Below are 19,426 nucleotides of genomic sequence, written 5' to 3'. Positions count from 1 at the left end.
ATGAAGTTCACCGACGGATTCTGGCTCATGCGGGAGGGGGTCAGTGCCTCCTACGCCACCGAGATCCGCGATCTGCGGGTGGACACCGACCGGATCACCGCCCACGCGGCGGTCATGCGGGTCACCGGGCGCGGCGACACACTCAACACCCCGCTGATCACGGTCGAATGCTTCACGCCCGCCGAGGGGATCATCGGCGTCCGCGCCACCCACCACGCCGGCAAGGTCAACCACGGCCCGGACTTCGAGCTGTCGGTGGACCCGACGCCGCACGCCTCGGTGCGCACCACGCGGGAGGGTTCGGTCTCCGAACTCACCAGCGGTCCACTGACCTTGAGGATCGACAAGGAAGGGCCCTGGGGCCTCGCCTTCCTCGACGCGGACGGCCGCCGGCTCACCGGCGCGGACCGCAAAGGCACCGCCTTCGCCACCACCCCCGACGGCGCCCACCACATGATCGCCCAACTCGCCCTGGCGGTGGGGGAGAACATCTACGGTCTCGGCGAGCGCTTCACCCCCTTCGTGAAGAACGGTCAGGTCGTCGACGTCTGGCAGGCGGACGGCGGCACCAGCAGCGAACTGGCGTACAAGAACATCCCGTTCTACCTCTCCTCGCGCGGCTACGGCGTCTTCGTCAACCACCCCGGCAAGGTCTCCTTCGAGATCGGCTCCGAATCCGTGGGCCAGGTGCAGTTCAGCGTCGAGGACCAGACACTGGAGTACTACGTCGTCGCCGGCCCGACGCCCAAGGACGTCCTGGCCCGCTACACCGGCCTCACCGGCCGCCCGGCGCTCCCCCCGGCCTGGTCCTTCGGGCTGTGGCTCACCACCTCCTTCTGCACCTCCTACGACGAGGAGACGGTGACCTCCTTCGTGGAGGGCATGGCCGAACGCGACATCCCGCTCTCCGTCTTCCACTTCGACTGCTTCTGGATGCGCGAGTACCAGTGGTCCGACTTCCTCTGGGACCCGGACGTCTTCCCCGACCCCGAGGGGATGCTGGCCCGCCTCAAGGAGCGCGGGCTGCGCATCAGCATGTGGATCAACCCCTACATCGCCCAGAAGTCGGCGCTCTTCGCCGAAGGGGCGGAGAGGGGCTACCTCGTCCGCAGGCCCAACGGCGACATCTGGCAGTGGGACCTCTGGCAACCGGGCATGGCCCTGGTCGACTTCACCAACCCGGCCGCCACCGCCTGGTTCCAGAGCAAGCTGAAGGTCCTCCTCGACCAGGGGGTCGACTGCTTCAAGACCGACTTCGGCGAGCGCATCCCCACCGAGGTCGTCTGGCACGACGGCTCCGACCCCGAGCGAATGCACAACTACTACGCGCAGATCTACAACCGCGCGGTCTTCGAACTCCTGGAGAAGGAGCGCGGCAGTGGCGAGGCGGTGCTCTTCGCCCGCTCGGCGACCGCCGGCGGCCAGCAGTTCCCCGTCCACTGGGGCGGCGACTGCTTCGCCTCCTTCAACGCGATGGCCGAATCCCTGCGCGGTGGACTGTCGTTGAGCCTCTCCGGCTTCGGATTCTGGAGCCACGACATCGGCGGCTTCGAAGGCACCCCCGACCCGGCCGTCTTCAAGCGCTGGCTCGCCTTCGGCCTCCTCTCCTCGCACAGCCGCCTGCACGGCAACGTCTCCTACCGTGTGCCGTGGGAGTTCGGCGAGGAAGCCGTCGAGGTGACACGGCAGTTCACCCTCCTCAAGCACCGGCTGATGCCCTACCTCTACGGGGCCGCCGCCGAGGCCCACCGCACCGGCGTCCCGGTGATGCGCCCGATGCTGATGGAGTTCCCGGACGACCCGGCGACCCGCACCCTGGACCGGCAGTACATGCTCGGCCCGGACTTGCTCGTCGCCCCGGTCTTCTCGGCCGAGGGCGAGGTGGAGTACTACGTCCCCGAGGGCACCTGGACCCACCTGCTCACCGGCGAGACGGTCACCGGCCCGGTCTGGCGCCAGGAAACGCACGGCTTCGACAGCCTCCCGCTGTACGTCCGCCCCGGCGCGGTGCTCCCCTGGGGCAGCGACGACCAGCGCCCGGACGGCGACTGGCTCGCCGACCTCACCCTGCGGGCCTTCGGTCCCGCCGCGCAGTCCGGGACGACCACTACTTTGGTCACCGTCCCCGGCCTGACCGGCGAACCCGCCGCGACCTTCCACGTCACCCGCGACGAGGACGGCGTACGGGCCACGGCGGAGGGCAGCGGCCGGCCCTTCCGCGTCACGGTCGAGGCGACGGGCGCGACGGCGGAGGGGGAAGCCACGGTCACGGTGCCGCACACCGGCTGACGTGGGTGGGCCGGCCCGGCCGAGCGCCGGCACGCCCTGTGCGGGTGGGCCGGCCCCGGCCGAGCGCCGGCCCACGCCGCTCCTCCCGGCCCCCGCCCCGGTCCCCGGCTCACGACCAGCGTTCGCGTTCGCTGTCCGGCTCGGCGCTCCCCGAGCTTCGGCCCCTGTCCACAGACCGTCCGGCGGCCCGCTGGGCGGAAGCCCGAGGCCGGGCGCGCGGGGACGGCCGCCTCCGCGCCCGCCGCCTCAGGATTCGGCCGGCTCAGTGCTGGTGGACCGCGTCGGTGCCGGGGCCGCCGACGAGGGTGTCCGTGCCCGCACCGCCCCGGAGGATGTCGTCGCCCCGGTTGCCCCGGAGGGTGTCGTCGCCCGCCTGTCCGTAGAGCGTGTCGTCGCCGGCGTCGCCGAACATCTCGTCGTCGCCGCCTTTGCCACGGATGACGTCGTTGCCCGCACCGCCGTGCAGGACGTTCTCCTTGGAGGTGCCGGTGAGGATGTCGTCGCCGGCACTCCCGAAGCACTCGTAGGAACAGCCGCTGAGAGTGTCGTCACCGGCGCCGCCCCAGGAACCGATGCCGAATATGCCCCCGCCGCCGTTCAGGTGGTCGTCGCCCCCCTCGCCGAACAGGACGGCGCGCGGGCCCGAGGTCAGAGTGTCGGCCCCCGCTCCACCGTGGATCGACGCGTACGCACGGCTGTCCGCGTCGATCGTCGCGGTGTCGGCGCCGTCACCGAGGTCCACGTCGTAGATGTCCGAGTCGTCGCTTCCCAGCGGGACTTCGACCGCGCACCGCACGACCGTGTGGTCCGCCTCGGAGGGATGGACACACTCGTCCCACGTGGCGGCCTCGGTGTCGATCGAGATGTCGAATCGGTCCTGGAAGGTGATCACGTGGTACGAATCGAACTCTGCCCGGTCCACGATCTCCGACGACACCGTCAGCGCGTTGCGCTGCCCGGGAGCGGCCTCGTACCAGAGTTCGCCGTCCTGGTGGACGAGGGAGGCTGCCGAGGGGGCCGGGTCCGCACTCGCCGCCGGGGCGGTGAGCACGGCGGCTCCCAGGGCGAGGGCCAGGACGGTGGCGGCTCTCTTGTTCACGCGCATGACGAAACACCCATCATCAGGGGTCGGTTGAGTCGTTCATGCAGTTGGACAGTCCCCGTGCCGGGGGAGTTGTGGCGATCAGTGTCCCGGTCCTGTCCCTGGAGGGTGAACAACAGGGATTGCCCCGCGGCGGCCCGGCCGGCCACGTGCGCGCGGGTGCCGGGCCGGAGCATGGCGGCGGAAGCTGGGAGCACGGGCGCCGGGAGACCGTTCTGACGCGGTACGGCGACTGCCCGTCACAGCCCCACGAGCAGCTGGACGCAGACGATCTTCACCAGGATGCTCAGCGCGAACAGCGTCGAATAGCCGCTGTTGACCCGGCTGTCGCTCACCCGGCTGTTGGTGTACGCGAGGATCGCCGGGTTGCCCACGTACCCGGAGAGCAGCCCCATGGTCCGCTCCCGGCTCTGGCCGAGCGCCTTCGCGACCAGCACCATCAGCGCGTAGCTGACGACCGCGCCGACCACCAGGACCGCCAGCAGCTTCAGGCCGAACATCGAGAACGCGTTCTCCCGGAAGGAGTAGCCCGAGCTGAGGCCCACGATGGCCAGGAAGAGCAGCAGGCCGATCTGGCGCAGGGTGAGGTTGGCCCGGGTCGGCAGCGTCCAGACCAGGGGGCCGGTGCGCCTCCGCCAGCCGAGGACCATGCCCATCACCAGGGGGCCCGCGCCGGTGCCGAGGGCCAGGGTGGTGTCGCCGAGGGTCAGGGACGGGATGCCGATGAGGAAGCCGAGCGCGAGGCCGAGGCCGAGACTCACCGCACTGACCTCACTCACTTTGGCCTCCGTGTCGCCGAGGAACCGGCTGACCTCGGTGGAGCGTTCGCGGGGCATCACCACGCGGAGCCGGTCGTCCAGCTGGAGGACGAGACCGTCGTGGGCGAGCATGTCGAAGTCGCCGCGCCGCACCCGGCTGACGGCCGCTCCGTAGGTGTCGGCCAGACGGAGTTCGGCGACGGTGTGGCCCGCCAGGGCCGGGTTGGTGAGCAGGACACGGCGGTAGTCGACGGTCGACCGGTCGTCGAGCAGATGCGCCTCGGCGATCTCGCCGAGGCGGGCGGTGGCCGCCACCACGTCCTCCTCGCCGCCCACCACCTCGACCAGGTCGCCCGGGTGCAGCCGGTCCAGCCGGAGGGCGACCCGGGGCGCGGCGCCCACCGCCCGGTACTCGCTGGCGAGGACGCGGTGCTCGGCGACGCCCGGCACGTCCGCCCACGCGATCTCGCGGGTGACGTGCACCGTCCGGGTGACGAGGGTGGCGGGCAGCCCCGAGCCGGGGTCACGGCGGGCGGTCCACCGGCGGCGGGCGGCGATGGCCGCGATGAACAGGATGGTGATCACCACGGCGAACGGATATCCGATCGCGTACCCGACGGCGGGCTGCGCCGGATCCTCGGACGCCGCCTGGGCGGCGGCGAGGCCCGGGGTGGTGGTCCCGATGCCCGCGAACCCGCCGGCGAGGAACGGGCCGCTGATGCCGAGGGCGCCGTGGCCGAGCGCGCCCACCACGACCGCGGTGACCACGAGCGCCACGATCGCCCCGGCCATCACCGCGAGTTGGCCCCGGAGTTCACGGAAGAACGCGGGGCCCGACTCCAGCCCCACGGTGTAGACGTACAGGGCCAGTCCCAGGGCCGACACCCCGGCGGGCAGGGCGTCGGCGATGTCCTCGTCCAGGGCGCCCACGAGGAGGCCGACGAAGAGCACGCCCGCCGCGCCGAGCCTGACCGGGCCGAAGCGCACCATGCCCAGCAGGGCGCCGACCGTGATCACCGAGAACACGGTCACCCAGGGGTTGTCCGCGAAGAACTGCCACACGCGCGCTGCCTCCTGGTGTCCGACCGGCGTGAGGGCCTTTCGTCCGGGTCATGCCGGGCTCGCGGGGTCGGGTGCGGCACCCGACCCCGCTCCCTGACCCGGCCCGATCCGAACGAAAGGCCCAGCCCTTTCTGGGGCAGCTTCCGGCAGGCCCGTACGGACCGCCACTCGGCGGCCCGCGGTCCGGACACGACCGCGCCGCCGCCCCGGAGGGGGACGGTGGCGCGGCGGGCAAGGGGGAGAAGCCCGTCAGACGCCCGGAGGCAGGTGCGACGGGCGGCCACGGCCGCGCGTCACGGTGTAGCCGAAGACGCCGGCCAGTGCGGCGAGCACCGCTCCGCCCGCGCTCCACAGCCAGCGCTGCGTCCACCAGCCCGAGGACCAGCCGTCCTCCGGCTCACTGCCCGCCACCACGACCGGTTCGTCCGTCGCGCCGTCCGTGGGGGAGGCCGACGCGGCGGAGCCGGCGGCGGCGCGCACGGCCGAGGAGCCGGGCACCAGCGGCTCGGAGAGGGCGCCGTCCACGTCGTGCGCGCTGCCCGCGTCGATCGAGGTGGCCTCCACGCGGGCCCCGATGGGCTGGCCGAGGTCGGTGTCGGGCAGGTCCAGCACGGTGAGGCGCACGTAGTAGCTGCCCGGCAGCGGGTCGTTGGCCCACGGCTCGGACCAGGCGCGCACCGGGCGCAGCACGCAGTCGAGCTCGACCGTCGCCGCGTCGGCCGCCGCCTTGCGGGTCTGGTGGCCGTACATGCACGCCTGACGGCGGCGCAGGCCGTCGTAGACGTCGATCTGCCAGGTGGACGCCCCGTGCCGGAGCGACGCCTCGGGGAGGGTCACGGTGGCCCGTACGGTCGGCCGCTGTCCGGCGTCGGCCGGGAAGACCCAGTAGAGGTAGTCGCCGGTCGAGGCCTGTGCGGTGCCCGCCTGGTCCTGCTGGAGGGCGGTCGCGGTACGGAAGGTGGTGCCGGCCTCGGTGGGACCGGCGTCCGAGCCGTCCTCGCCGGGGCTCGCGGAGGCCGACGGGTCGTCGGCCAGGGCCGGGACGGCCGAGGAGAACAGGGCGAGACCGGCGACCAGGGCGCCCGCGCTCGCGCGCAGCACCCGGTGGGTGCGGGTGGTCCGGGTGCGGAGGTTCGTACGCATCAGTTGGTCCTCCAGACGGCGACGCGCCAGCGCGAGATCCAGCCGAACAGCAGCCCCGCCAGCAGGCCGGCGAGCAGCATCAGGCCGAGGAACCACCAGCCGCGGCCGAGGCCGAAGGCCGCGGCGTCCGCCGCGTCGTCGGGGGAGTCCACCACGTCGATGGTCAGCTCGACCGGCATACCGGGGCCGGTCTTCGCGGTAGTGGGAGAGGAGAAGGAGTCGCTGAGCTGGAGGCAGACGGCCTCGGCGGTCTCGGCGTCGGCGTCGTCGTCCGCCTCGGCCTTGGGGTACCGCAGCCCGGTGGAGATGGCGTCGGTGCGGCCGGTGCCCGACTCCGAGCCGCGGACGATCTCCCGCCCGTGCGTGGTGACCGCGCGCAACAGGACGCCGTAGTCCGGATTGACGGCCCGGTCGGCCGAGACGCTGACGGAGGCCCGCAGTTCCTGGCCGGGCAGGACGTTCACCCGGTACCAGCGGTGCTCGCCGAGCTTCGCGCGGTCGGTGTACAGCCCGGCGGTGAGCTCGGGGGCCTTGGCACAGCTCGCGGCGCCCTCGGTGGCCACCGGGGTGACGACGGGTTCGGCGGCCCGGTCCACCAGCTGGGTGACCCGGTGGGACAGGTCCTCCTTGTGCTGGACGGCCGTGTACGTACCACCGGTGGCCTCGGCGATGCAGGTGAGCTGCTGCCGGATCTTCGCGTTGGGCACCAGGCCCAGGGTGTCGATCACGAGGTGCACCCCGCGGGCGGCGATGTCGCGCGCCACCTCGCACGGGTCCAGCGGGCCGCAGGTGTCCTCGCCGTCGGTGATCAGGACGATCCGCCGGGTGGACTCACCGCCGTCCAGGTCGTCGGCCGCGCCGAGCAGGGCCGGGCCGATCGGGGTCCAGCCGGTGGGCGAGAGGGTCGCGACGGCCGTCTTCGCCTCGGTGCGGTCCAGCGGGCCGACCGGGTACAGCTGCTTGGTGTCCTTGCAGCCGACCTGCCGGTCGTCGCCCGGGTAGTTCGCGCCGAGCGTGCGTATGCCGAGCTGGACCTCCTCGGGCACGGAGTCCAGCACCTCGTTGAACGCCTGCTTGGCCGCGCTCATGCGCGACTCGCCGTCGATGTCACGGGTGCGCATGGACCCGCTGACGTCGAGGACCAGTTCGACCTTGGGCGAGGAGGCGGTGGGGGGTTCGTCGGCGGCGGCCGGCACGGCGGTGCCGATTCCGGCGGCCAGGGTGGCGAGCAGCAGGCCCACCCCGGTCGTCAGCCGTTTGGTTGTGATCATCGCCGGATCCTATTGAACATCGGTTCGCATCCCCAAACCCGCTGCGCGGAAGCGGGTTCGGGGATGCCCGAGGTGATCCGGCGGTACTCCCGGAGGTGTCGTCAGCCGCCGAGAAGGGATCCCGAGGCCCGGTCGAGTACCGAACCGATCCGCTCCCAGGCCGCCGTGTCCCGCTCGACCGCGTCGAGTTGACGGTCCGTACCCGCGGTGCCGTTTCTGTTCCACTCGGTGGCCAGGGCGACCGGGTCCCCGCCGCCCGCCGCCGAGGCCGCCAGCGCGGCGGCGCCGAGCGCGACCAACTCGCCGTTGGCGGGCAGTACCAGGGGGCGGCCGGAGAGCCGCCGGACGGTCTCGATCCAGGTGGTGCCCCGGGCGCCGCCGCCGATCAGGCGCAGCGGGCGGGCGGCGACCTCCGGGTCCACCGGGTCGAGCCCGCAGGCGCGGAGCAGTTCGTCCATGGCGTGCAGCACGGTGAACGCCGCGCCTTCGTAGGCGGCGCCCAGCAGTTGCTGCGGGGTGGTGTCGTGCCGCAGGCCGGTGAGCAGCCCGGCGGCGTGCGGCAGGTCGGGGGTGCGCTCGCCGTCGAGGTACGGGAGGAGTACCGCCTCGCCGCCGGGTGACGTGTCGTCACGGTGGAGCCCGAGCAGGGCTGCCACCTTGTCCACGGCGAGGGTGCAGTTCAGCGTGCAGGCGAGCGGGAGATACGTACCGTCCGCCGCGGCGAAACCGGCGAGCGCCGGAGAGGCGGGCCGGGTGCGCGAGGCCGCGAAGACGGTGCCGGAGGTGCCGAGGCTGAGCACCGGGTGGTCGAGGAGTCCGGCCGCGCCGAGGCCGAGACCGACGGCGGCGGCCATGTTGTCGCCGGTGCCGGCCGCGACGGCGATGCCGGCGGGCAGGCCGAGCGCCTCGGCCGCCTCGGCGGTCAGCGAACCGGCGCGGGTGCCGCCGGTGGGGGCGACCTCGGGCAGCAGCGCGGCGTCCAGGCCGAGCAGGGCGAGCAGTTCGGGGTCGTAGGCGCCGGTGGCGGTGGAGTACCAGCAGGTGCCGGAGGCGTCGCCCGGGTCGGTCACCGCGACGCCGGTGAGGCGCTCGGTGAGGAAGTCGTGCGGGAGCCGGACGCCCGCGGCGGCGTCCGCGCTCGCCGGGTCGTTCTCGCGCAGCCACTGCCACTTGGAGGCGGTCATGGAGGCGACCGGCACCGACCCGGTGCGGGCCGTCCACGCTTCGGGGCCGCCGAGCGCGGCGGTGAGGGCGGTGGCCTGGGGGGCGGAGCGGGTGTCGTTCCAGAGCAGCGCGGGGCGCAGCGGCCGGCCGCCGCGGTCCAGCACCACGAGACCGTGCTGCTGCCCGGCGACCGCGAGGCCCGTGACGGCCGAGGCGGGCAGCCCGGCCTCCTTCATTCCGGCGGCCACCGCGTCGCGCAGCGCCTGCCACCACACCTCGGGGTCGCTCTCGCGGGCTCCGCCCTCGCCCAGGACCACGTGCGGGGCGCGGCCCACGGCGAGGAGCTCGCCGGTGACGGCATCGGTGACAGCTGCCTTGGTGGACTGGGTGGAACTGTCCACACCGATGACGACCGTGCGCGGCGGCATGGCTACCTCTTCTCGTGCTGCGGGATTTGCTCGTTCGGCTAACAAATTACGGGATCGGACGGGGTGCGAACAGGGCTGCGAAGACTTTTTGGTTCCCGAGGGTTTCGCATCCGGGCCGATGGGTGCCATATTAGTAATGGCACTGAACAAATTGGTCGGTCGGCAGAGCAGCCGTCCGGGCCCGTCGATCAAGAGGCAGACATGTCGGACCGCTTCACTCCCACTTCCGCTGACAAGTTCACCTTCGGTCTCTGGACCGTGGGCTGGCGGGGCAACGACCCCTTCGGTGAGCCGACCCGCCCGGCGCTGGACCCGGTCGAGTCCGTCGAGCGGCTCGCGGAGCTCGGCGCGCACGGTGTGACCTTCCACGACGACGACCTGATCCCCTTCGGGTCCTCCGACAGCGAGCGCGCCGCGGTGATCGGCCGGTTCAAGGACGCGCTGGAGCGCACCGGCCTGAAGGTCCCGATGGCCACCACCAACCTGTTCACGCACCCCGTGTTCAAGGACGGCGGCTTCACCTCCAACGACCGCGACGTCCGCCGCTACGCGCTGCGCAAGGTCATCCGCAACATCGACCTCGCCGCCGAGCTCGGCGCCGAGACCTACGTCGCCTGGGGCGGCCGCGAGGGCGCCGAGTCCGGCGGCGCCAAGGACGTCCGCGACGCCCTCGACCGCATGAAGGAGGCCTTCGACCTCCTCGGCGAGTACGTCACCGACCAGGGCTACGACATCCGCTTCGCGATCGAGCCCAAGCCCAACGAGCCCCGCGGCGACATCCTCCTGCCGACCGTCGGCCACGCCCTCGCCTTCATCGAGCGCCTGGAACGCCCCGAGCTCTACGGCGTGAACCCCGAGGTCGGCCACGAGCAGATGGCCGGACTCAACTTCCCCCACGGCATCGCCCAGGCCCTGTGGGCCGGCAAGCTCTACCACATCGACCTCAACGGCCAGTCCGGCATCAAGTACGACCAGGACTTCCGCTTCGGCGCCGGCGACCTGCGCCAGGCCTTCTGGCTCGTCGACCTCCTGGAGAACTCCGACTACACCGGACCCCGCCACTTCGACTTCAAGCCGGTGCGCACCGACGGCTTCGACGGTGTCTGGGAATCCGCGAAGAACTGCATGCGCAACTACCTCATCCTCAAGGAGCGCGCGGCCGCCTTCCGTGACGACCCCGCCGTCCAGGAGGCCCTCACCGCCTCCCGCCTCGACGAGCTCGCCACCCCGACCGCCGCCGACGGGCTCAAGGGCCTCCTCGCCGACACCTCCGCCTACGAGGACTTCGACGTCGACGCCGCCGCCCAGCGCTCCATGGCCTTCGAAGCCCTCGACCAGCTCGCCCTGGACCACCTCCTCGGCGTCCGCTGACCCCAGGGGTACAGCGACATCCGCGACTCGCGACACGCGATGCGTCAACCGGCAGGGGCCGGGCCGTCCGGCGGGACGGCCCGGCCCCTGCCGGTTCGTGTGCGCGAGCGGCTGCCGGGCGGCGCCGGGGTTGTTCAGCCCCGGGACGCCGCGACGCCGAAGCCGTCCATGTAGTCCCGGACACGGACGATCAGGCCGTCCCGCACGTGCAGGATCAGGAGCCCGGGGACGGTGAAGGTGAGGTCCCGGGCGGGCAGCGAACCCACCACCACGTGCTCGGCGACGATCACCCCCGGGTCGCCGGTCTCGTGCACGGTGACGTCGCGGAGCTCCGTGACCTCGGCCGGACTCGCGCCCCAGGCCGCCCGGTAACCGGCACGGACCTCCTCGCGCCCCTCGAACCGCGCGGGGAAGCCGGGGCTGGTGAACGGGAACTCGTGCACCGCGTCGACCGCGTAGAGATCCGCCAGATCGTCGGCCGACATCGACAGCATCGCCCGGTGGTAGCGCTCCAGCACCGCGCGAGGGGTGGACGTCACAGGAATCCGGGGGGTCGGCTCGGTCACGGCGATCACTCCGTTTCGGGCGGCCGCGAAGGCGGGCCCACAGGCAGGTGGGGAGGCGGCCGCTGAGGCGAACACGCCGCCACGGAGGGCCGGTTGGCACTCCGGTGCGGGCATGTCGCCCGGGCCGGTACGTCTTCTTATCACCGCTCCCGGCCGGCGTACGCAACGGGGTCGGCCAGTACGTCCTGCATCACCAGGGCCGCCGCGCCCCGGGCGGCGTCTCCGGCCACCGACGACGCCCGGAGCCTGCCGCTGCCCGGCGACCAGAGACCGGAGACCACCCGGCCGGTCAGCTCCTCGTCGGCGGGACCCGAGAGCCACGGCATCAGGCCGCGGTAGATCCCGCCCAGCACCACGGCGTCCGGGTCGATCAGGTTCACCGCGCCCGACAGGACGCGGCCCAGCATCCGGCCCGCCTCACCGACCGCCGCTTCGGCGCGCGCGTCACCGGAGCGCACCCTGCGCTCCAGCTCGACCACCGCCGCACCGCCCCCGGCCCCCTCTATGCCCGCCGCCCGCAGCAGCGCGGCCTGACCGGCGTACTGCTCCAGACAGCCGCGCGAACCGCACCGGCACTCCGGGCCGGCCGGGTCCACCACCACATGGCCGATCTCCCCGGCGAAGCCGTGCGCGCCGCGCAGCAGCTCGCCACCGATCACCAGGGCGCCACCGACACCGATCTCGCCCGTCAGATAGAGAAAACTGCGGACGTCTTCGAGACCGCCGAACCACAACTCGGCCAGCGCCGCCAGGTTCGCCTCGTTCTCCGAGCTGACGGGCAGCGGGCCGAGACACGGGTTCAGTACGGCGAGCGCGTCGGCGAACAGACGTTCCGCCGGGACACGGTTCCAGCCGAGGTTGGGGGCCTGACGCACCGCACCGCCGGAGACCAGCCCCGGCAGGGCGAGCGCCGCGCCCACCGGGTGGAGTTCCTGCTCGCGGGCCGAGTCCAGGGTCCGCGCGGCGATCCGGGCGGCGCGGACCAGGACCTCCTCGGGCGGTTCTCCCCGGTTGTCCAGGTGCTCGGTCTGCCGTACCCGCCCGGTCCCCGCCAGGTCGACGACGCACACCGAGACGTAGTCGATGTTGACCTCCACGCCGATGCCCGCGGGCCCGGTGCGGGCGACTTTGAGCGCGGTGCCGGGACGCCCCGCCTGACCACTGAAGGTCTTGCCGGACTCGGTGAGGAAACCGGTCTCCAGCAGCTGCTCGACCAGCGAGGAAACCGCCGCGCGCGTGAGTCCCACGCGGGCTGCCACACCGGCCCGGGTCGCCTCGCCGGTCTCGTCCTCGTCGCGGACGGCACGGAGCACGAGGCTCAGGTTGTGCCGTCGGACGGTGTCCTTGTCGGCCTTGGGGCCCAGCTGCGTGAGGTGATTCTTCATATCGCCACCGAGCCTATGTGACGGCAGGTGCGCCCGGACCGGGAGAGGGGAGGAATCGCGCATTCCGACCGGCTCCTCACTCCCGGCTCCCGGCTTTCGGCTACCTGCTCTCCGCTCCCGGCTCCCGGCTCCCGGCTCCCGGCTCCCTGCCCTCTGCTCTCCGCTCCCTGCTCTCCGCTCCCGGCTTCCGGCTGTCGGTCAGGGCTTGGCGCCCCGCTCGCGGAGCATGTCCGCCATGAGGGCGATCTCCGACCGTTGGCCGCGCACCATGCCCGCGGCCAGGTTCGTGATCGCTTCGGTGGTGGCCGAGCCGGCCGCCGCCTGCGCCATCTGCGCCCCGGCGGTGTGGTGAGCCGTCATGAGCCGCAGATAGAGGACCTCGGCCTCCTCGCCCTTCGCCGCGCGCAGCGCGTCCAGCTGCGTGTCGGTGGCCATACCGGGCATCAGCGCGCCGTCGTGCGGGGTGACCGCGTGCCCCATCCACCGCATGGGCGGGACGGCCGAACTCTTGGGCAGCCCCCACGTCTCCAGCCAGCCCAGCATCATGCCGCGCTGGTTGGCCTGCGTGTTGATGATGTCGTACGCGAGGCGGCGTACGTCCTCGTCGTCCGTACGGTCCCTCACGATGAACGACATCTCGACGGCCTGCTGGTGATGTACGGACATGTCCCGGGCGAAACCGGCGTCCACCGAACCGTCCGCGGGCGCCGACCGCCCGGCCGGGGAAGCGGAGGAGGAGGCGGAGGTCGGCCGTACGACCATCAGCGCCACCAGCCCCAGGGCCAGCAGCAGCACGGCGACACCCGCCGCCGCCAGCCGTCGTGACCCGACCGTGCGGCCGGCGCTCGTCACTTCGCGATCCCGCCGGTGCAGGCGGCACCCGGCTCCGGCGTCTGCGCGCCCTGTACGTACTTCGTGAAGAACTGCGCGACCCGCGGGTCCGAGGCGCTCGTCACGGTGACCTGCTTGCCCCAGGCGCTCAGGATCAGCGGGTCCGCCTGGTCCTCCAGCGGGCTCATCAGGGAGTACGGGGTGGCCTCGACCCGCTCGGTGAGCGCCTTCACGTCGGCCGCCGCGGCCTTGCTGTTGTAGGTGACCCAGACGGCGCCGTGCTCCATGGAGTGGACGGCGTTCTCCTTCGGTATCGCCTCGGTGTAGACGTCGGCGTCGCAGTTCATCCAGACCGGGTCGTGGTCACCGCCGACCGGAGGGTTCATCGGGTAGGAGACCGGCGTCTCGACATGGTTCTGGGTGAGTTTGTCCCAGCTGCGCTCGCCCGTGATGGCGTCGGTCTTCACCTTCGCCTCGGCCTTGTCCTTGTCGTCCGCCTTCGTCATCAGGTAGCCGCCGCCGACGACCAGGGCGGCGACGACCACGACGGCGGCCGAGATGGTGAAGATCCTGACGCGGCGCTCGCGGCCGCGTTCCTTGCGCCGCGCTTCCTCCAGCTTGGCGCGACGCGCGGAGGAGGGGGAGTCCTGGTTCTTGGTGGAAGTCATGGGATCGTCCTCGGAATTCGGCATCGACGGGAAAGTGCGCAGAGGCTGGTGCCCCTGGTGGGCTTCATCAGCCTTCTGGTGTGCCGGGTGCGACGTCCCCCCGAACGGGGACTCTCGTCCGGCTCGCGGTGGCAGAGAGCCGGACCGTCTCCACGCCCGCCCGATCCGAGGGGGGGGGATCGGTCCGCGATTACACGGTCCGCGACCACACGGTCCGCGACAGCACGGAGCCGGCCCGGCGGAACCGCGACAGCGCGCCCTTCGCTCCACGGGCCCACCGCGGCAGGGCACTTGACCGGCGGGACGGTGGTGGACGGAGTGCGCGAGTGGCTCCCCCTTTCGCGGACGCGGCGTTTGTCCGTACGTGCTCCCGCGCCCTCGGCTTGGTCATCGCCGCCACTGAATAGGTGTGTGAAGTTTCAAGAATGTGCCTGAAGCCCTGTCGCGGGATAGTGTGCCTCGGTGACCACGACCTCGAACATACCTGCGGGTTGGTTCCCTGATCCGCACGGAGCCGCGGAGCTGCTCCGCTACTGGGACGGTTCCCAGTGGACCGAGCACACCCACCCCGCCGCGGGCGCCCAGCCCACGGCCCCGGCCGGCGCTCCGCAAGCCGCCGCCGTGCAGGCCCCGGCCCCTCAGGCGGCCGTGCCCCAGCAGCAGAAGGCACCCGCCCAGCCCGGCCAGATCAGTGCCGGAACGCTCTTCGATCAGCAGGTCCTGGTGGTGAACCAGAAGGCCAAGCTGATCGAGGTGACGAACGAGTACCGCGTCTTCGACGAGCAGGGCGCGACGCTCGGCTCGGTCGTGCAGGTCGGGCAGGGCGCGTTCCGCAAGCTGGTGCGCCTCCTCACCAGCTGGGACCAGTACCTGACGCACCGCCTGGAGATCCGGGACGCCTACGGTCAGCCCCAGTTGCTGCTGACCCGCCCCGCCAAGTTCATCAAGTCGCGGGTGATCGTCCAGCGTCCCGACGGGCAGACGGTCGGCGAGATCGTCCAGCAGAACGCGTTCGGCAAGATCAACTTCGCGATCATGGTGGACGGCCAGAAGATCGGTGCCATCAAGGCCGAGAACTGGCGCGCCTGGAACTTCGCCATCGTCGACCAGAACGACGCCGAGATCGCCCGGATCACCAAGACCTGGGAAGGGCTCGCCAAGACGCTCTTCACCACGGCGGACAACTACGTCCTCAAGATCCACTACCAGCTGCCCGAGCCGATGCTGAGCCTCGTCGTCGCGACGGCTCTCACGGTGGACACCGCCCTCAAGCAGGACTCGCGCGGACTCGGCTGAGTCACGCCCCCCGCCGACGCCGGTGCTCCGTACGCGCGACGCGTACGGAGCACCGGCGTTCTGTCGCCGGAGGGGTTTTTGGCAGAAGCGGACCGGGCTCCCGGCGGACCCGGCCGGGTCCGCTCAGCCCTCCGCTTCATCCGCCATCTCGGCGAGCACCCTTCCGGCGACCCGGTACGCCGCGTTCGCCGCGGGCACCCCGCAGTACACCCCGGTCTGGAGCAGCGCGGCACCGATCTCCTCGGGGGTGAGCCCGCCTCGCACCGCCGCGCGGACGTGCAGGGCCAGTTCGTCGAGGTGGCCGTGGGCCACGAGGGCGGTGAGCGTGATCAGGCTGCGTTCCCGGCGGGGGAGCGTGGGGTCGGTCCAGATCTCGCCCCAGGCGTAGCGGGTGATGAAGTCCTGGAACCGTGCGGTGAACGGCGTGGTGGTCGCCCGCGCCCGGTCCACGTGCGCATCGCCGAGCACCTCCCGCCGTACCGCGAGCCCGCGCGACGCGGACCCTCCGGCGTCCGGGCCCTCTGTCGCGAAGTGCGCCCGCAGGGCCCGTACCAGCGGCTCCGGGCGTTCGGCGGGCGCCAGGTGGGAGGCGCCCGGCAGCTCCAGCAGGGTCGCGCCGGGGACGGCGTCCGCGATCTCCCGCGCGTGCGCCGGCGGCGTCGCGGGGTCCTCGCGGCCCGCCACGACCAGGGTGGGCGCGCCGATCGAGGGGAGCAGCGGGCGTACGTCGTACGAGGCGAGGGCGTCGCAGCACGCCGCGTACGCCCCCGGATCGGCGGCACGCAGATCGTCCAGCAGAGCCGGCACGGTGAACCCCGGGGTGAACCAGCGCGCCTCGGCGCCCTCGGCCACCGGCCCAGTGCCCGACGCGCGTACCCGGGCGGCCCGGTCCCGCCAGTGCTCCGGCTCGCCGAAGCGCGCCGACGAACAGACGACCGCCAGGCGGTCGATCCGCCCGGGGTGATGGACCGCCAGCCAGAGGCCGACCGCGCCACCCAGGGAGGCGCCCGCGTACGAGAAACGGGGCAGCGCGAGCGCGTCGGCGAGGGAGAGGACCAGACGGCCGAGATCGGCGACGGTCGCCCCGGGGCCGATCAGGGCGGCCGGGGAGCCGCCGTGCCCCGGCAGGTCCCAACGGACCAGCCGGTGCGCGGCCGAGAGACCGGGGACGACGGCGTCCCAGAGCGCCGTGGACGTACCGAGGGACGGGCCGAGCAGCAACGGCGGCGCGCCGGCCGCCCCGTCCTCGCGGAAGTGCGGTACGGAGAGAGGGCGTTCGGTCATCGGCGCTCCAGGGCACGGTCGGTGAGCGGGCCGGCCGAGCCGGTGCACCGCGTGGGATCGCCGAGGACGGCGAGATCGATCCCGGAGAACGCGGCTTCCTTCGCGAGGACTTCGGTGAGCGGCAGCCGCCGCTCGCGGGCCGTGGTGGTGGCCCGGGCCATCAGTTCGCCGGCCGCGGCGCGGCCGATCCGGTCCGCCGCCACCGAGGCCAGCCGCTCGGAGGCGATCAGTCCATCGGTCAGGCCCAGATGTTCACGCATGACGCCCGCGAACACGCGCAGGCCGTCGACGAGTTCGACGGTGTCCCTGGCCGATCCGCCGACCAGCCGGAGCAGATCGCGCAGCGGCTCCCACTCCGCGTGCCAGGCGCCGGCGGGGCGTTCGTCCTCGGCGGCGAGCGAGCCGTACAGCGTGGCTGCCAGCGCCGGGGCGCGGCGGCCGGCCGAGGCGATCAGCGTGGCGCGGACCGGGTTCGCCTTGTGCGGCATCGCGGAGGACCCGCCGCCCGTGCCCTCGGCCACCTCGCCGATCTCGGTACGCGCCAGGTTCAGCACGTCCGCGGCCGTCTTGCCGAGCGCGCCCGCGGTGAACGCCAGGGCGCCGGCGAGGTCGGCGACCGGGGTGCGGAGCGTGTGCCAGGGCAACGTGGGTTCGGCGAGGCCGAGTTCGGCCGCGTACGCAGCCACGACCGCCAACGCGGCGACCGGGTCGTCCGCGTCGGCGCCCTGGGGGCCGAGGGCGGCCAAGGTGCCTGCCGCACCACCGAGTTGGGCCGGCAGGGACGCCCGTACCGAGGCCGTCCGGTCCCGGGCGTCGAGCAGCAGCGCACGCCATCCGGCGGCCTTGAGGCCGAACGTCGTCGGTACCGCGTGCTGGGTGAGGGTGCGGCCCGGCATCGGGGTGTCGCGGTGTCCGGCGGCGAGGGCGCCCAGCAGCGTGGCGGTGCGCCCGAGGTCGGCCAGGACGAGGGCCAGGGTGCGCGAGGCCACCAGCATCGCCGCCGTGTCCATGATGTCCTGGCTGGTCGCGCCCCGGTGGACGTGGTCGCGCAGTTCCGGGGCCACCCGCGCGCGCAGACCGGCCACCAGCGGGATCACCGGGTTGCCGCCGGAGCGGGCCCGCAGCGCGAGATCCCGCAGGTCGAAGGCGGCGGGATCGGCGGCCCGGGTCACCGCGTGCCCCGCCTCGACGGGAGCGAGCCCGCAGGAGACCTGGGCCCGGGTGAGGGCCGCCTCGGCGTCGAGCAGTGCCCGCAGGAAGGCCGCGTCGCCGGTGGCGGCCTCGGCCGGGGAGCCCGCCCGCCCGGGAGCGAGCAGGCCGGTGTCGTCGCCGTACACCGGCTGGACTCCGGAACGGACCGTGCGGTTCTCGTGCATCAGGAGAACTCCAGGAAGACCGTCTCGTCCTTGCCCTGAAGGCGGATGTCGAAGCGGTACGTACGGTGGCCCGCGGGTGTCGCGACCAGCGTGGCGCGGCGCTGCTCGTCCAGCGACTCCAGCAGCGGATCACCCTCGGGTGCCGCTCCCCGCCCGTCCGGCAGATAGACGCGGGTGTACAGGTGGTGGACGAGGCCGCGCGCGAAGACCGCGACGCTGAGATACGGGACGCCGCCCGGCGGCAGCGTCCGCAGGGACCACTGGCCGTCCGCGTCCGTGCAGACCCGCCCGAAACCGGTGAAGTCCACCCTGTTGCGGCCCGCGTTGCGCCCCGTCACGGGATCGCGGCGCATCGAACCGGGCAGCCCGGTGCGCGAGCCGTCCGGGGCCGGCTGCCAGATCTCGACGACGGCGTCGGGCACGGGGTCCCCGGCGCCGTCGAGCACCAGACCGCGCACCGTGATGGTGTCGGGGTGCCCGGCCGGGGCCATGTCACCGCCGTCGGGCAGCGGCAGTGCGAATCCGTAGAACGGGCCGATGGTCTGGGACGGCGTCGGTGCGGGGTTCATCGGTCGCGGCCTTCCTCGATCCAGGTGGCGGACGGGCCGTCCAGCACGATGTCCCAGCGGTAGCCCAGGGACCACTCGGGCACGGACAGCTCGTGGTCGTAGGCCGAGACGAGCCGCGCGCGTGCGGCGGCGTCCGTGACGGACCGCAGCACCGGGTCGTGGGCGAAGAGCGGATCGCCGGGGAAGTACATCTGGGTGACCAGCCGCTGCGTGAAGGCCGTGCCGAAGAGGGAGAAGTGGATGTGTGCCGGGCGCCACGCGTTGGTGTGGTTGCGCCACGGGTACGCCCCCGGCTTGATCGTGGTGAAGGTGTAGGCGCCCTCGTCGTCGGTCAGGCAGCGGCCGAAGCCGGTGAAGGAGGGGTCGAGCGGTGCCGGATGGTCGTCGAGTCGGTGGGCGTACCGCCCCGATGCGTTGGCCTGCCAGACCTCGATCAGCTGACCGCGGACAGGACGCCCGTCCCGGTCCAGCAACCGCCCGCTGACGGTGATCCGTTCGCCCAGCGGCTCACCGTGGTGCTGTCGCGTCAGATCGCTGTCCAGCGCGGTGACGTCGCTCACACCGAAGGCGGGCCCGGACAGTTCGACGGCCTCCGGATCGCGGACGGGTACCGGCGGCCGGTGCGGGTGGCGCAGACGACTGCTCCGGTACGGCGGGTAGTCGCGCGGCGGGTGGTGCCCGACGTGTCCCGCGGCCTCGGCCAGATCCATCGCCCGGTCGATCGCGGACTGGTCCGAGCCGTCGGGCAGGGGTGTGGAAACCATGGTGACTCCGGGGTCGGCTCGCATGTGCTGCTCGCGTTCGCTGCTTGGATTCACTGCGCTGATTCACCGCTCTGATTCGCGGCGCTGATTATTTAGTCA

Annotated in this window: 16 protein-coding genes; 3 read left to right on the top strand and 13 right to left on the bottom strand. The window is 72.7% G+C overall.

Annotated elements, in window-relative coordinates:
- Positions 1 to 2,289: an alpha-xylosidase gene (gene yicI, locus OHT52_RS01735; protein ID WP_328718303.1), complete on the top strand. Its 2,289-nt coding sequence runs from the start codon at positions 1 to 3 to the stop codon at positions 2,287 to 2,289.
- Between the two features lie 262 nt (positions 2,290 to 2,551).
- On the opposite strand, the gene OHT52_RS01730 is transcribed toward yicI, so the two are convergent.
- From OHT52_RS01730 to xylB, 5 genes are all read right to left on the bottom strand, one after another.
- Positions 2,552 to 3,394, bottom strand: a complete 843-nt coding sequence (locus OHT52_RS01730; protein WP_328718302.1) for a calcium-binding protein — start codon at positions 3,392 to 3,394, stop codon at positions 2,552 to 2,554.
- A 236-nt stretch (positions 3,395 to 3,630) separates the two neighbouring features.
- Positions 3,631 to 5,211 (bottom strand): aspartate:alanine exchanger family transporter, encoded by a 1,581-nt coding sequence (locus OHT52_RS01725; protein ID WP_328718301.1) that lies wholly within the window; start codon positions 5,209 to 5,211, stop codon positions 3,631 to 3,633.
- Between the two features lie 249 nt (positions 5,212 to 5,460).
- Entirely contained in the window at positions 5,461 to 6,354 is an 894-nt protein-coding gene (locus tag OHT52_RS01720) for a hypothetical protein (RefSeq protein WP_328718300.1), read from the bottom strand.
- Positions 6,354 to 7,625, bottom strand: a complete 1,272-nt coding sequence (locus tag OHT52_RS01715; protein WP_328718299.1) for a VWA domain-containing protein — start codon at positions 7,623 to 7,625, stop codon at positions 6,354 to 6,356. Before OHT52_RS01715 ends, OHT52_RS01720 begins: the two co-directional genes overlap by 1 nt.
- Positions 7,626 to 7,726: 101 nt before the next feature.
- Positions 7,727 to 9,217 carry a xylulokinase gene (gene xylB, locus OHT52_RS01710; protein ID WP_328718298.1) on the bottom strand — a complete coding sequence of 497 codons (1,491 nt, stop codon included), beginning with the start codon at positions 9,215 to 9,217 and terminating at the stop codon, positions 7,727 to 7,729.
- Positions 9,218 to 9,418: 201 nt separating this feature from the next.
- On the opposite strand from xylB, the gene xylA reads away from it, so the two are divergent.
- Complete coding sequence (gene xylA, locus OHT52_RS01705) at positions 9,419 to 10,588, top strand: xylose isomerase (protein ID WP_328718297.1); 1,170 nt, start codon at positions 9,419 to 9,421, stop codon at positions 10,586 to 10,588.
- Positions 10,589 to 10,722: 134 nt separating this feature from the next.
- Here the strand turns inward: xylA and OHT52_RS01700 are convergent, their stop codons facing one another.
- The 4 genes from OHT52_RS01700 to OHT52_RS01685 form a co-directional block, all read right to left on the bottom strand.
- Positions 10,723 to 11,154, bottom strand: coding sequence for a nuclear transport factor 2 family protein (locus OHT52_RS01700; RefSeq protein ID WP_328718296.1), 432 nt, complete (start codon positions 11,152 to 11,154; stop codon positions 10,723 to 10,725).
- A 140-nt stretch (positions 11,155 to 11,294) separates the two neighbouring features.
- Entirely contained in the window at positions 11,295 to 12,539 is a 1,245-nt protein-coding gene (locus OHT52_RS01695) for an ROK family protein (protein ID WP_328718295.1), read from the bottom strand.
- A gap of 198 nt (positions 12,540 to 12,737) precedes the next feature.
- Entirely contained in the window at positions 12,738 to 13,391 is a 654-nt protein-coding gene (locus OHT52_RS01690; RefSeq protein WP_328718294.1) for a DUF305 domain-containing protein, read from the bottom strand.
- A complete protein-coding gene (locus OHT52_RS01685; protein ID WP_328718293.1) occupies positions 13,388 to 14,038 on the bottom strand; it encodes a DUF3105 domain-containing protein in 651 nt (216 codons plus the stop codon). The genes OHT52_RS01690 and OHT52_RS01685 overlap by 4 nt, the downstream gene beginning before the upstream one ends.
- A gap of 462 nt (positions 14,039 to 14,500) precedes the next feature.
- Between OHT52_RS01685 and OHT52_RS01680 the strand changes: the two genes are divergently transcribed.
- Positions 14,501 to 15,334: a phospholipid scramblase-related protein gene (locus OHT52_RS01680; protein ID WP_328718292.1), complete on the top strand. Its 834-nt coding sequence runs from the start codon at positions 14,501 to 14,503 to the stop codon at positions 15,332 to 15,334.
- A gap of 123 nt (positions 15,335 to 15,457) precedes the next feature.
- Here OHT52_RS01680 and pcaDC read toward each other — a convergent pair whose 3' ends face one another.
- Genes pcaDC through pcaH form a run of 4 tightly spaced genes read right to left on the bottom strand, consistent with a single transcriptional unit; the run spans position 15,458 to position 19,273 of the window.
- Complete coding sequence (gene pcaDC, locus OHT52_RS01675; RefSeq protein ID WP_328718291.1) at positions 15,458 to 16,618, bottom strand: bifunctional 3-oxoadipate enol-lactonase/4-carboxymuconolactone decarboxylase PcaDC; 1,161 nt, start codon at positions 16,616 to 16,618, stop codon at positions 15,458 to 15,460.
- Positions 16,615 to 17,994, bottom strand: a complete 1,380-nt coding sequence (gene pcaB, locus OHT52_RS01670) for a 3-carboxy-cis,cis-muconate cycloisomerase (protein WP_328718290.1) — start codon at positions 17,992 to 17,994, stop codon at positions 16,615 to 16,617. Before pcaB ends, pcaDC begins: the two co-directional genes overlap by 4 nt.
- Entirely contained in the window at positions 17,994 to 18,563 is a 570-nt protein-coding gene (gene pcaG, locus OHT52_RS01665) for a protocatechuate 3,4-dioxygenase subunit alpha (RefSeq protein ID WP_328718289.1), read from the bottom strand. Before pcaG ends, pcaB begins: the two co-directional genes overlap by 1 nt.
- Positions 18,560 to 19,273, bottom strand: coding sequence for a protocatechuate 3,4-dioxygenase subunit beta (pcaH, locus tag OHT52_RS01660; RefSeq protein ID WP_328723579.1), 714 nt, complete (start codon positions 19,271 to 19,273; stop codon positions 18,560 to 18,562). Before pcaH ends, pcaG begins: the two co-directional genes overlap by 4 nt.
- Between the last annotated feature and the right edge of the window lie 153 nt (positions 19,274 to 19,426).

The sequence above is a fragment of the Streptomyces sp. NBC_00247 genome (assembly GCF_036188265.1).
Classification (GTDB): domain Bacteria; phylum Actinomycetota; class Actinomycetes; order Streptomycetales; family Streptomycetaceae; genus Streptomyces.
This window is presented reverse-complemented; position numbering and strand designations above follow the sequence as displayed.